Source organism: Cupriavidus sp. DB3 (genome assembly GCF_020418465.1).
Lineage (GTDB): Bacteria > Pseudomonadota > Gammaproteobacteria > Burkholderiales > Burkholderiaceae > Cupriavidus > Cupriavidus cauae.
Window position 1 is genome coordinate 182,875 of the sequence record NZ_JAIZPL010000003.1, and the last position, 13,094, is coordinate 195,968.

At 64.2% G+C, this 13,094-nt stretch carries 8 protein-coding genes; 3 read left to right on the top strand and 5 right to left on the bottom strand.

The window, feature by feature from the left end:
- Positions 1-125 precede the first annotated feature (125 nt).
- Positions 126-2,081 carry a molecular chaperone DnaK gene (gene dnaK, locus K7G19_RS10475; protein ID WP_149316678.1) on the top strand — a complete coding sequence of 652 codons (1,956 nt, stop codon included), beginning with the start codon at positions 126-128 and terminating at the stop codon, positions 2,079-2,081.
- Between the two features lie 185 nt (positions 2,082-2,266).
- The gene (dnaJ, locus tag K7G19_RS10480; RefSeq protein WP_006575623.1) at positions 2,267-3,400 is read left to right on the top strand and encodes a molecular chaperone DnaJ; all 1,134 of its coding nucleotides are present in this window, start codon (positions 2,267-2,269) and stop codon (positions 3,398-3,400) included.
- 110 nt (positions 3,401-3,510) lie between these two features.
- Here the strand turns inward: dnaJ and K7G19_RS10485 are convergent, their stop codons facing one another.
- Both K7G19_RS10485 and K7G19_RS10490 read right to left on the bottom strand, forming a co-directional pair.
- Entirely contained in the window at positions 3,511-4,560 is a 1,050-nt protein-coding gene (locus K7G19_RS10485) for a hypothetical protein (protein WP_226107174.1), read from the bottom strand.
- Positions 4,541-8,566 carry a hypothetical protein gene (locus K7G19_RS10490; protein ID WP_226107175.1) on the bottom strand — a complete coding sequence of 1,342 codons (4,026 nt, stop codon included), beginning with the start codon at positions 8,564-8,566 and terminating at the stop codon, positions 4,541-4,543. Before K7G19_RS10490 ends, K7G19_RS10485 begins: the two co-directional genes overlap by 20 nt.
- A gap of 366 nt (positions 8,567-8,932) precedes the next feature.
- Between K7G19_RS10490 and K7G19_RS10495 the strand changes: the two genes are divergently transcribed.
- A complete protein-coding gene (locus K7G19_RS10495; protein ID WP_370639535.1) occupies positions 8,933-10,849 on the top strand; it encodes a chorismate-binding protein in 1,917 nt (638 codons plus the stop codon).
- On the opposite strand, the gene K7G19_RS10500 is transcribed toward K7G19_RS10495, so the two are convergent.
- The 3 genes from K7G19_RS10500 to panB are packed head-to-tail and all read right to left on the bottom strand — an operon-like array spanning position 10,846 to position 13,094.
- The gene (locus K7G19_RS10500) at positions 10,846-11,568 is read right to left on the bottom strand and encodes an energy-coupling factor ABC transporter ATP-binding protein (protein ID WP_226107176.1); all 723 of its coding nucleotides are present in this window, start codon (positions 11,566-11,568) and stop codon (positions 10,846-10,848) included. The two genes, K7G19_RS10495 and K7G19_RS10500, sit on opposite strands and share 4 nt — an antisense overlap.
- Positions 11,565-12,263, bottom strand: a complete 699-nt coding sequence (locus tag K7G19_RS10505; protein WP_149316682.1) for an ABC transporter permease — start codon at positions 12,261-12,263, stop codon at positions 11,565-11,567. The genes K7G19_RS10500 and K7G19_RS10505 overlap by 4 nt, the downstream gene beginning before the upstream one ends.
- A gap of 9 nt (positions 12,264-12,272) precedes the next feature.
- Positions 12,273-13,094, bottom strand: a complete 822-nt coding sequence (gene panB / locus K7G19_RS10510) for a 3-methyl-2-oxobutanoate hydroxymethyltransferase (protein WP_149316683.1) — start codon at positions 13,092-13,094, stop codon at positions 12,273-12,275.

A 13,094-nucleotide genomic window follows, 5' to 3' on the forward strand; every position in this document is an offset into this window, starting at 1 on the left:
CTAAAAACCAACAAAATTACTCGGATTTGCCGGTTCCGCCCTTGAAAAGGTGCCGGCCGGCCACACTTCGGCCTCAGGTTGAGTTGAGGCCGCGCGGATAGCGATGGCTCAAGAGGAGAGAATAAATGGGTAAGATCATCGGTATCGACCTCGGTACCACCAACAGCTGCGTCGCGATCATGGAGGGCAACACGCCCAAGGTGATCGAGAACTCGGAAGGGGCGCGTACCACCCCCTCGGTCATCGCCTACATGGAAGACGGCGAGATCCTGGTCGGCGCCCCCGCCAAGCGCCAGGCAGTGACCAATCCCCGCAACACCCTGTACGCCGTCAAACGGCTGATCGGCCGCAAGTTCGAAGAGAAGGAAGTCCAGAAGGACATCGGCCTGATGCCGTACTCGATCGTCAAGGCCGACAACGGCGACGCCTGGGTGTCGGTGCGCGACCAGAAGCTGGCCCCGCCGCAAGTCTCGGCCGAAGTGCTGCGCAAGATGAAGAAGACCGCCGAGGACTACCTCGGCGAGCCGGTGACCGAAGCGGTCATCACCGTGCCGGCGTACTTCAACGACGCCCAGCGTCAGGCCACCAAGGACGCGGGCCGCATCGCCGGCCTGGAGGTCAAGCGCATCATCAACGAGCCGACCGCGGCCGCGCTGGCCTTCGGCATGGACAAGAACGAGAAGGGCGACCGCAAGATCGCGGTGTATGACCTCGGCGGCGGTACCTTCGACATCTCGATCATCGAGATCGCGGATGTCGACGGCGAAAAGCAGTTCGAAGTGCTGTCGACCAACGGCGACACCTTCCTCGGCGGCGAGGACTTCGACCAGCGCCTGATCGACTACATCATCGCCGAGTTCAAGAAGGAGCAGGGCGTCGACCTGTCCAAGGACGTGCTCGCGCTGCAGCGCCTGAAGGAAGCGGCCGAGAAGGCCAAGATCGAACTGTCGAGCTCGCAGCAGACGGAAATCAATCTGCCGTACATCACGGCCGACGCCTCGGGTCCGAAGCACTTGAACCTGAAGATCACGCGCGCCAAGTTCGAAGCGCTGGTCGAGGAACTGATCACGCGCACCATCGAACCGTGCCGCATCGCGATCAAGGACGCCGGCGTCAAGGTCAGCGATATCGACGACGTGATCCTGGTCGGCGGCATGACCCGCATGCCCAAGGTGCAGGAGCAGGTGCGCGAGTTCTTCGGCCGCGATGCCCGCAAGGACGTGAACCCGGATGAAGCCGTTGCGGTTGGCGCGGCGATCCAGGGCTCGGTGCTGTCCGGCGATCGCAAGGACGTGCTGCTGCTCGACGTGACCCCGCTGTCGCTGGGCATCGAGACGCTGGGCGGCGTGATGACCAAGATGATCAGCAAGAACACCACGATCCCGACCAAGCATGCGCAGGTGTTCTCGACGGCCGACGACAACCAGCCGGCGGTGACCATCAAGGTCTACCAGGGCGAGCGCGAGATGGCCAGCGGCAACAAGCTGCTGGGCGAGTTCAACCTGGAAGGCATCGCTCCGGCGCCGCGCGGCATGCCGCAGATCGAGGTGTCGTTCGACATCGACGCCAACGGCATCCTGCACGTCGGCGCCAAGGACAAGGCGACCGGCAAGGAAAACCGGATCACCATCAAGGCGAATTCGGGCCTGTCGGAAGAAGAGATCCAGCGCATGGTCAAGGACGCCGAGGCCAACGCCGAGGAAGACCGCAAGGCCCGCGAACTGGCCGACGCGCGCAACCAGGCCGACGCGCTGGTGCACTCGACCCGCAAGGCGCTGACCGAGTACGGCGACAAGCTGGAGTCGGGCGAGAAGGAAAAGATCGAGGCTGCGATCAAGGAACTGGAAGACGCCGCACGCGGCGGCGACAAGACCGAGATCGACGCCAAGGTCGCGACGCTGTCCGAGGTCAGCCAGAAGCTGGGCGAGAAGGTCTACGCCGACATGCAGGCCAAGGCCGGCGAAACCGGCGCGGCGGGGGCTGGTGCCGGCGCTGGCGCGGCCGGCGGTGCGCACGAAGCGCAGCCGCAGGACGACAACGTCGTGGATGCCGAGTTCAAGGAAGTCAACGACAAGAAGTAATGCGACGGACATGGGATGGCGCGGGCCTTGCGCCGGCGCCATGCCTGTCCCGACGCCGGGCGGCGGATATCGGACCAAGCGCGGACCTGCGGGCCGGCGCCGTCGGATTTCCCCGCTCGGCTTTTTGCTATTCGTCGACCGGCGCGCATGTGCGCACCGGTCGGCCAATCAGGGTTTGAGCCACCATGGCAAAACGTGACTACTACGAAGTGCTCGGGGTGGGCAAGAACGCGAGCGACGACGACATCAAGAAGGCGTATCGCAAGCTCGCGATGAAGTACCACCCGGACCGCAATCCGGACAGCAAGGATGCGGAGGAGAAATTCAAGGAGGCCAAGGAGGCCTACGAGATGCTCTCCGATCCCGAGAAGAAGGCGGCCTACGATCAGTACGGCCACGCGGGCGTTGACCCGAACATGGCGGGCGGCTTCGGCGGTGCCCAGGGCTACGGCGGCTTCGCCGAGGCCTTCGGCGATATCTTCGGCGACATCTTTGGCCAGGCGGCCGGCGGGCGGCAACGCGGCGGTCCGCAGGTCTATCGCGGCGCCGACCTGCGCTACAGCATGGAGATCACGCTCGAGCAGGCCGCGCACGGCCACGAGGCGCAGATCCGCGTGCCGCACTGGGACGATTGCGACCACTGCCACGGCAACGGCGCCGAGCCCGGCTCGCACGTCGAAACCTGCCCGACCTGCAAGGGCATCGGCCAGGTGCGCGTGTCGCAGGGCTTCTTCACGATGCAGCAGACTTGCCCGAAGTGCCACGGCACCGGCAAGTACATCCCCAAGCCGTGTGTCAAATGCCACGGCCAGGGCAAGATCAAGACGCAGAAGACCCTCGAGGTCAAGATCCCGGCTGGCATCGACGAAGGCATGCGGATCCGCTCGACCGGCAATGGCGAACCCGGCATCAACGGCGGCCCTCCGGGCGACCTCTATGTCGAGGTCCATATCAAGCCGCACCCGGTGTTCGAGCGCGACGGCGACGACCTGCATTGCCAGATGCCAATCTCGTACGCCACCGCTGCGCTGGGCGGCGACCTCGAAGTGCCGACGCTGAATGGCAAGGCCAGCTTCCCGGTCCCCGAAGGCACCCAGACCGGCCGTACCTTCCGCCTGCGCGGCAAGGGCATCAAGGGCGTCCGCTCTGGCACGCCCGGCGACCTCTACGTGCACGTCAACGTCGAGACGCCGGTCAAGCTGACCGAGGCGCAGAAGGAACTGCTGCGCCAGTTCGATCGCTCGGTCCACGAAGGCGGCTCGCGGCATAGTCCGCAGGAGCAGTCCTGGTTGGATAAGGTCAAGAGCTTTTTTAGCTGAGTCGCGCTTCCCCGGGTGTGTGGGGAATGACAAAAAGCCGCGCCCTTGGTTGGGCGCGGCTTTTTTATTGGTGCGGGAGGCGTTGTGTGCTGGCTATGCCGGCTGGGCCGTCATACGACGTTGCATAGAAGCTGCGAGCAGCTGTGGTCCGGCTTAGGTCGTCCGGTGCCCGTTTCCATCGTCTTCGGCTGCTGGTGTACCCAGTCGATCCTCTTCGGCTCCACGAAGCGGAAGGTTTTGACGTCCTGACGCCAGGTGCCATTGGGTTCGTAGTCGGGCGCCACGACATGGAAGATGTCGGCGAAGGCTTGCCTCATCGATTCCTCGTTGTCGAAGGGGCCGAGGACGTTCAGTGGAACGCCCTTCCTTTCGGCGGCGAGCAGGCGGAGCTTGTAGTGGTTTGTGGAAGTGTATAAGTCGGGGCCTTGTTCGAGGTCAGCACAGATCAGCGGGATCTCCGCGTTCAATTCCTGTCGACGATAGCTTGAATCCTTTATTAGGAGGTTGTAGGTATCGCAGTAGAAGTGGTCGGCCAAGGGCGGGCGCGGAGGCAATACTGGGGCGCCGGGAAAATGGCGTTGCAAAAATCGCCCCTTAGGCCCGGGACCGTATAGCAGCTCAAAGTCTTCCATGTCGACCACGCCGTTCAACAGGCCTGCGACGAGCACAATGTCGTGCATGGAATCATGCAATGGTAGTTTTTTAGCGTCGGCAGCAGAAATGCCAAGGGGCGTGAGGTGATGCGGCCTGATCCCATTGGGGTGATCTGCGTCTCGCTGTGCATGTCGGACAAAGAGATCCAAGGTCTCAAAAAAGACCTTGCGCGTTATTCGATCGGCGCCGTACGCAGATGCCACCAACAAGATGTCCGGGATCCCAACATGATATATGTGCGCACCGTGGACACTCAGGTTGCGCGCTTTTAGCGTCTTTAGCATATCGCTTTTGCCCACAGTCTCTGGATTTGCTGATCTACATGCATTCGTCACTCCATCGGCTGAGTGATCGCTTGGCGCGATAGCGAATTGTCCTAAGCGCTTCGTATCTGAAGGCGATGCATCGATGCAGGTACGCGCAATGAAGGCCGAGGCCCGACGCGCGTGATCCATGGGGTTTAACGTGTTCAAAGGTGACGAGCGGCTAGTGGAGGAGTGGAGCATGGTCTAATTCCTGGGATGGGATTGGGGAGCCGACTTGCGCCTGGACCTCGGAATGGGACGGGTTACGCAACTCGGGGGAATATGACGCACGGGCTGGCTTTTCTCGCGGCTGCACAAGCAGCGTGGGGTTGGTTCCTTCAGATCCCGATGCGTCTGTCTCCTCCAAAGACTTCGGTGCGCGTGGAGAGATTCGAGCGTTGAACCACAGCAGCTCCGTCGACACGGATACCGTTCTGGTCTCCGTGAGCATCAAGCCACCGTGGAGGCCGATCTCTTCTTCGCGAAAGTCGCCCGTGTAGGCGCCGAATCCGCCAAGCTTGTAGTGCTCGTTCTTGGTCAGCAAACTCAAGCAGCGCTGCGTCACCGCGTAGCGATCACACAGGTCGCCAAACGGAAAGATGTCGCCGCTCAGTCCTTCTGCCAATGCCGTCCATGCGTTGAGCTCGGTGAGCTTGTCGTCCACCAGATATCGCCGGACCATGAAGGTCTGCCTGGAGTCCCGAGTGTGCAATCGCAGGTACTGCATGCACTTGTCGAGCTCCAGTTTCATCGCGTCAGGGGTCAGCGATTCGTTGTACGCACCCCATTGTTCTTGCACTTCCGGAATGTTCGAGTGTGCGATCAAGTCATCGACATTGCGAAAAACGATGTCCCACGCGAAAGAAGGCTGAGTGAGGCCATCCCTTGTTTCTCGCCGAATAAAATGTTGAGCGCCTCGTTCCCTGAAAGTTACTGTTGTACCCACCAGTTCGCCTGATGACAGGGCGCTCTTGAGATGGCTTGTCAGTTCACTTGGCAGCACGGTAGCGAGCACGCGCACTGCCGCACTGCAGCGGGAGCCGGCCCCAATGCCGTGAACCGCCACCCGCGTGGATCCGGTCCGGTCGACCCGCGTCTGGCGAGTCAGCAGATCGGTCTCCTTGCCCAGGCGTGCATTGAGAGAACCCTGAAGAAGCCCTTCTTTTACCTTGAATCCAACGCCGGCAGAAATGCCAGCATTGACGGATTCTGATGAGGTCTTGTTGTCAAAGACATTCAGGGCGAGTGTCCCCTTCAACAGGGGCTGAAAGCACTGGTAGCACAGCTCTCGAAGCGCGCGGTCACCTTTCGATGGATACGGCGCAGCAGCCAGGTCTTTCTCAATCTTGTTCGCCAATTTCTTGCCGAATACGACGTTGACGGCGTCCTGGCTAGTCTTTACCCAGTCTCTTGAGCCGGGGGTGGCCGGGGAACGTATGGCGATGCCGATCTCGGTACCGTCTCGATCGACGTAGCTTGCGTCCACACCGACGTCCAGGGCGGTCGTCGTGGAGACGCTGATGCCGGCCCCGACCTGGCCGGTATCTCCCGTGGTCTCGCTGACGGTCATCGTTTGCCCACCGACGGAACTACTCAAGATGCCGAAGCTTCCCGTACGGGTGGTGGTACTCGCCTGCGAGAACGAGACGCTTATCGTGGGGGCGGGGCCGGCGAGGATGGCGGAGGCGCCGGCACCGATGCTGACGCTCGCCCCTGCACCCCCAGTCCTCGAAACGCTGCCCTTGGCGCCGTTGCCGAGATTGGTGTCGATTCGATGGCTAGCGATCTGTCGGAAGTCTTCCCTGGTGCGCGGCGTTTCGGGAAGTACCACCCCGGCATCGGCCTTGTCGCGGCCGGCTCGCAGCATCGCGACGACCTGCCGGTATTCCTGGAAGCGGCGAGATATCTCAGTCACTTCCGTAGACACTCCCGGCCTTGCCGGGATCGCTTCCGGTGCCGTTGCACTCAGCACGCCGGCCTCCGCCGCCCATTCGTCAATCACGCCTAGATCGATTCGTGTAATGCCGCTCAATTCCGCTTCCATTTCTAGTCGATGCGGACGATTGGCTGGAACATCGATCAGGTCGCTGATGACGGCGCTCTTGAATGCATCCGTGACGGTATATGCGTGCAGACGCATGCCGAATTCAGTGGAGCACAGCCATTGCGTTAGAAGGCCACCTCGGACAAGGAAGACTATTCGCTGCGTGGCCGTAACGTTCTCCGCCGCTCCATCGAATGATGGCTCCGACTGGAGAGCTAAGTCGGCCTTCGGATGCCGCGCTTGCATGGCCGCCAGTTGCCGACGCAGCCTTGCTATGCGTGTCTTGGTATCGCCTTGAATGTGTAGTTCGGGATGCAGTTTTCGAAGATCGTCTTTGGAGTAAGCCTGAACGCCCTCATTAATTTCCATGACGCGCGCGACACTGTCGAGCCGAGCCAAAACGTGCTCGAGTTCCAGCTCCAACTGCGCAGCGGCTTCTACCGATAAACCAAGTTTCCGTACTTCATCCCCGAATCCCAAAACATCCCGCAACAATGCCTCATGCTGAAGCAACGGAATCCCCGCGACCATCTTGAAATGCAACACCAGCAATCGTGTCATCCGGCCCATTGCCGTGTGGTAGTCCTGGCTCTGCTGCGTCACGGTTCTTCGGGTGACTGCCTGCGTCATCGGATCACCCAACGCCAAGGCAACGGGTGAATCGTCGGGCATCAGCTCGTTCTCGACACCCGTCAGCAGATCGACGCGCCTGCGCGGCAGCCACTCCAATACCAGCTTGTTGAGCAGGTGCTGAAATTGTGCGAGCAGGCCATCGTCCAGGTCGTCGCGGAAGCCGTTACGCCACAAGGCGAGCGCCACGACTTCGTCTTTCGACAACGGTGCCGCCAAGGATGGCACCGAACCTGCGCCCTCCATCGCTCGGCGCTGGGCCTTCATCCATGCAGGATCGGCCAACGCGCGAATCTGCATCAGCTTGACGGCACCGATCAACGCGCGATACGCCAGCCGGTTTTCCCGTGGATGGTTTGCATCGGCCAGCATGGCCGCGGCATATTCGGCGGCGCCGATGGGATGTCCGGTCCAGGCCCGCAGGGCATCAAGTTCGCTTGCGATGTTGCCGTCGGCGTTTGCCGATCCACGGCGCGCGTCCTCTTGGCGGGCCGCATCACTACGGGAGCTCAAGTAATCGCACGCTTGAAGATAGATCCGCAATGCCGCTTGCCACTGTTCCACGACCGGCTCCGGCAAATCTGTGGGCCGGCCGATCAGCTCCAGGAGCATCTGAAGGCCAAGCTCGCAACGAGATAGCCGACGAGCGGCCTGCCAGCATTGAATCGCTGCCTCACTGTGGTCGCTCAACTGATGCCAAGAAGAGCCCAGCATGCCGAGCACCTCGGCTGCTTCCTGCGGTGACCGTTTCCGTGGCGTTTGTTCGGCACAGACGTGGGTCGAGATTGCGCATCCAAGCAACAGCAGCTTTGCGCGTGTAACGAGCGGCACGTGCGCACTGCCAGCATTGGCAACCGCAGCCCCCTGGACGCCAACCATGGCGAGCATCGTTTCATATAGCCGCGCAAATGCCTGCTGTGCGTCTTCGCCGGCGAGGTCGAAGGCTGCCGTGAGTTCCGTTCGGCAAGCCTCGTCATCCAATTCTGGCGCTGCTCCAGCCTGCAATTTCGTTGCTGGCCCAAAGAGCCGACAGAGCAAGCCATTTCGCCACGTGTAATCGCGTTCGCTCAGAGGCTTGCACGCTGTCGAAATCTTGATCTTGCCCGCCGGCCGCGTACCATGGTTTGCCAAATGCACGACGGCGTAGTTGGACTGGCCTTCCGTCGTTTTTTTACCGGGCGTCTGGATACTGACTGTTGGCGCCAGTACGCTCGGCGGCCCCTCCGCCTTCTCCTGCCCATCCGCAAATCCCGTCCAGCTTTCGACTGCCTTGCCGATCCGATAGGACCGGCTGCCTACACCGCGGAGTTGAAAAAAATCGGCAACTCGGTGAGTAAAGAACTCCTTGATGGCCTGGATGAATCGCGTGGCGAGCGGGAGATCTTCGATATCGAGTCGGCAGACCTGAACGCCGAACTGGCCGGTTCTGGTGACCAGGTATTCGTGGCCCTCGACTTGTACATTCACATAGCCGATGTCGCCTTCACGAACCCGGAGCAGCGGTTCCTTCTCTGACCTTGGGACGGTGGCCAAGTCCTCGAGGCGCGCACACTTGATGGTAGATGTCCTGGCTCCCATCTCTCCCCCGTAGCGGTTTCAGTCCCGTGCGTCATGCACGGGGCGACGGTCCCGTTTTCTTTTTTCGCCATCACTGCGGACGGCATGGCGGCAACGATCCGCGCATTGGGCAGACCTCGCTATAAAAAACGGCGGAGAGTTGTTTTTGCTGGCAACGACGAAGACTGTGCGCTTGTGGGAAGGCGCGCGGACGGCGACGTCGAGCGGTGGTTGTCCCGCGAGCGAATTGCGAAGGCGGGTCCATCGCGGGCGATAATGTGGCCTCTCTTTTGTCTGCCGGCCCGAAGCCGCGCCCAAGGCGTTCCCTCACCCTGCTGCCCGATGTCCACGTTGTCCCCTAGCTCAGGCCATTCCGCTTCGTCCTTCCTGCCTCGGATCGACCCTGGCGCGCCGTTCGTCCTGCTCGACGAGGCCACGGGCGAGGGGACGACGTGCCGGCTCTATACCGGCTTCATGCGCATGGACGTCGTGCCGGCGGGTGCACTGGAGCATTTGGAGCCGAGCCTGAAAGACGGGTGGAGGGAAGGTTGGCATGCCTGCCTGTTCGCCCCTTACGAATTCGGCGCGCCCCTGGTTCGGGTGCCGACGCTGGCGCAGCCCAGTGCCGACAATCCGTTTGCCGATGGCGGGATGCGCGTCCTGTGGTTCGCGTCCAAGACGGTGTGCGATGCGGCGAAGATCGGGCGCTGGCTCGATGAACATTGCGACACCACCGCGCTCGCCGGCGCGATGCAGGTCCGCTCGGATACCGACGAACGCAGCTTCCACGCGGCCATCGCCCGCATCCACGAATGGATCGAGGCTGGCGATACCTATCAGGTCAATTTCACGCAGCGCCTGCGCTTCGCATCCTTTGGCGATCCGATCGCTTTCTATCGGGACTTGCGCCGCGCGCAGCCGGTGCCGTATGGCGCGCTGGCCAGGCTGCCCGGCGATCACTGGGTGCTGTCGCTATCGCCCGAGCTGTTCTTCCGTCATGACGGCGGCGGCAAGCTGGTGACCCGGCCGATGAAGGGCACCGCCTTGCGCAGCGGCGATGCGAAGCGCGATGCCGAAGCCGCGGCCGCGCTGGCGGCGGACGACAAGAACCGGGCCGAGAACGTGATGATCGTCGACCTGCTGCGCAACGATCTCGGCAGGGTCGCGCAGCCGGGTACGGTGCAGGTGCCCGAACGCTTCGCCGTGCAGCCGTTCGGCCAGGTCCTGCAAATGACTTCGACGGTGACGGCCACCGCTCGCGCCGGGACCACGCTGGCCGGCCTGCTGGCCGCGCTGTTTCCGTGCGGCTCGATCACCGGTGCGCCGAAGCGCCGGACCATGGAGATCATCGCCGAGCTGGAGCGCGCCCCGCGCGGCCTCTATACCGGCGCGATCGGCTGGGTCGACGCGCCCGAACCGGGCGAAACGCTGGGACAGGCGGCCTTGTCCGTGGCGATCCGCACGCTGGTGCTCGGTCCGCGCCGCGACGACGGCCTGAGGGCAGGCGAAATGGGTGTCGGCAGCGGCATCGTGCACGACAGCGTTGCCGCCGACGAGTACGCCGAATGCGGCTGGAAGGCGCGCTTCCTGACGGGGCACGATCCGGGCTTCACGTTGATCGAGACGATGCGCGTGGAGCAGGGCCGCTGCCTGCGGCTAGATGCGCATCTGGCCCGGCTGCGTGCGTCGGCGGCGTGTTTCGGTTTTCGTTTCGATCAGCAAGCGGTGCGCGAGGCGATCGCGCGGGAGGCGGCAGCCCTCGCACAAGGTCCCGCGCGGCTACGGCTCACGCTGGACAAGGCCGGAACGCTGCGATGCACCTCCGGTGCGCTGGCCCCGTTGCCGCAAGGACCGGTGGGCCTGATCGTCGCCGACGTCGCCTTGCCTGTCGCCGATCCCTTGCGCCGGCACAAGACCAGCGCGCGCGACACCTTCGACGCCGGTTGGCGCGAAGCCGAGCGCATCGGCGCCTTCGACAGCCTGTTCTTCAACACGCGCGGCGAACTGCTGGAAGGGGGACGCAGCTCGGTCTTCGTGCGCGTCGACGGCCGCTGGCTGACGCCGCCGCTGTCGGCGGACATCCTGCCGGGCGTGATGCGTAACGAGGTGCTGCGCGATGGCGTTGGCTATCTCGGCGGAACGGTGGTCGAGAGCCCGATCACGCGCGAGATGCTGCTGCGCGCCGACGAACTGGCGATCGCCAACGCGCTGCGCGGCGTGCTGCCCGCCACGCTGCGCTTGCCCGCAGAAAAGCCCTAACGGTGATGGGTGTCGAGCCGCCCGTCGGTCAGCTTCCAGCGCACCACGCCGGGCAGATTGATCAGGTCGCGGTCGTGGCAGATCATCACCACGGTCCGCCCTTCGGCGGCAAGCTCGCGCACCAGGGCGATCACCTGTTCGCGCGCGTGGCCGTCCAGGTTCGAGGTCGGCTCGTCGAGCAGCAGCAGGTCCGGCTCGAGCACCTTGGCGCGGGCCAGCGCCACGCGCTGGATTTCGCCGCCGGACAGGCGGTCGGGCGCGGTGTCCTGGACATGCGTGATCCCGGCCCAGCCCAGCGCGGCGCCGACGCGGCGCGCGACCTCGTCGGCCGGCAGTCCGCGCGCATGCAGCCCGTAGGCGATGTTCTCGCGCACCGAGGTACGGAACAGGTAGGGATGCTGATGCATGTAGGCGATGCGCTGGCGCAGCGCGAGCGGCAGCGGATCGAGCGAGGCGCTGCACGGCCGGCCGTCGGTGCCGGTCCAGTCGACGGTGGCGCCGGGCGCGCGTTCGAGGCCGGCGATCATCCGCAGCAGCGTGGTCTTGCCGGCGCCGTTGACGCCGGTCAGCACCACCGCGGTGGCGCGCGGAAAGGCCAGCGCGTCGATATCGAACAGCGCTCGCGCGCCGATGCGGCGGCGCAGCCCGCGCACCACCAGCAGCGGCGGCGCCAGCGCGTCCCCGGCGGGGCGGTTCCGATCCGACTCCGGTGCATTCATCGGCGAAATCCTCCGGCGCCCTGCAACCACGCCAGCAGCACGTTGACCAGCAGCGCGAGGGCCACCAGCACGATGCCAAGCGCGATGCCCTGGGCGAATTCGCCCTTGCTGGTCTCCAGGGCGATCGCGGTGGTGATGGTACGGGTCGAGCCTTCGATATTGCCACCGATCATCAGCGCCGAGCCCACTTCCGCGATCACGCGGCCGAAGCCGGCGACCACCGCCGCCATCAGGCCGAAGCGCAGCTCGCGCAGTACGGTGAAGAAGGTGCGCCAGGCGCCGGCGCCCAGCACCCAGGCGGTCTCGCGCAGCCGCGCATCGGCGCCCTGCAGCGTCGACAGCGCGAACGCCAGCACCACCGGAAAGCCGATCACGGCCTGGCCGATCACCATGCCGGTGGGCGTGAACAGCAGCCCGAGGCTGCCCAGCGGCCCCTGGCGCGTCAGCAGCAGATAGAGGATCAGGCCGACCAGCACGGTCGGAAACGACAGGAAGGCCTGCGCCAGCACCACCACCAGCCGCCGGCCGGGGAAGTCATGGGTGGCGATCAGGTAGGCGGCGCCGATCGCCGGGGCGGTGGCGATCGCCAGCCCGGCGAAGGCGACCTTCAGCGAGGTCCAGACGATCTCCCACAGCGCGGGATCGCCGCCGGCGAGCAGCGCGAAGGCGGTCGCGGTGGCGGCGCCGATCTCCATCGGGCGGCGTCAGGCCGAGAAGGTGTGTTCGGGCGCGGGGAAGCTGCCGTCCTTGACCGCGGCGACATAGGCGCGGATCGCGGCCTCGATCGAGGTCTGGCCTTCCATGAAGTTGCGCACGAACTTCGCCTTGCGGCCGGGATAGATGTTCAGCATGTCCTGCAGCACCAGCACCTGGCCCGAGCAATCCACGCCGGCGCCGATGCCGATGGTCGGAATCTCCAGCTGGCTGGTCACGGTGGCGGCCAGCGCGGCCGGCACCGCTTCCATCACGATCAGCTGGGCGCCGGCGCTTTGCAGCGCCTCGGCGTCGCGGCGCAGCTGGGCCGCGCTCGCGTCGGTCTTGCCCTGTACCTTGAAGCCACCGAAGGCATGCACCGACTGCGGCGTCAGCCCGATATGCGCGCACACCGGAATGCTGCGCTCGACCAGGAAGCGGACGGTCGGCGCCAGCCACTCGCCGCCTTCGAGCTTGACCATCTGCGCGCCGGCGCGCATCAGCGTCACGGCGCTGGCGAAGGCCTGCTCGGGCGTGCCGTAGGTGCCGAAGGGCAGGTCGGTGACGACCAGCGCGGTCTGGTTGCCGCGCGCCACGCATTCGGTGTGGTACGCCATCTGTTCCAGCGTGACGGGCAGCGTGGTCTGCTGGCCCTGCATCACGTTGCCCAGCGAATCGCCGATCAGGATCACCTCGACGCCGCAGTGGTCGAGCAGCGCGGCAAAGCTCGAGTCGTACGCGGTCAGCATCACGATCTTTTCGCCGGCGGCGCGCATCGCCTGCAGCTTGGGGATCGTGATGGACTTGCGGGAGGGTTCCAGGAGATAGCTCAT

Coding starts and splice junctions, on each gene's coding strand:
- dnaK (WP_149316678.1), top strand. CDS start 126: ATGGGTAAGATCATCGGTATCGACCTCGGTACCACCAACAGCTGCGTC.
- dnaJ (WP_006575623.1), top strand. CDS start 2,267: ATGGCAAAACGTGACTACTACGAAGTGCTCGGGGTGGGCAAGAACGCG.
- K7G19_RS10485 (WP_226107174.1), bottom strand. CDS start 4,560: ATGCTCCACTCCTCCACTAGCCGCTCGTCACCTTTGAACACGTTAAAC.
- K7G19_RS10495 (WP_370639535.1), top strand. CDS start 8,933: ATGTCCACGTTGTCCCCTAGCTCAGGCCATTCCGCTTCGTCCTTCCTG.
- K7G19_RS10500 (WP_226107176.1), bottom strand. CDS start 11,568: ATGAATGCACCGGAGTCGGATCGGAACCGCCCCGCCGGGGACGCGCTG.
- K7G19_RS10505 (WP_149316682.1), bottom strand. CDS start 12,263: ATGGAGATCGGCGCCGCCACCGCGACCGCCTTCGCGCTGCTCGCCGGC.
- panB (WP_149316683.1), bottom strand. CDS start 13,094: ATGAGCTATCTCCTGGAACCCTCCCGCAAGTCCATCACGATCCCCAAG.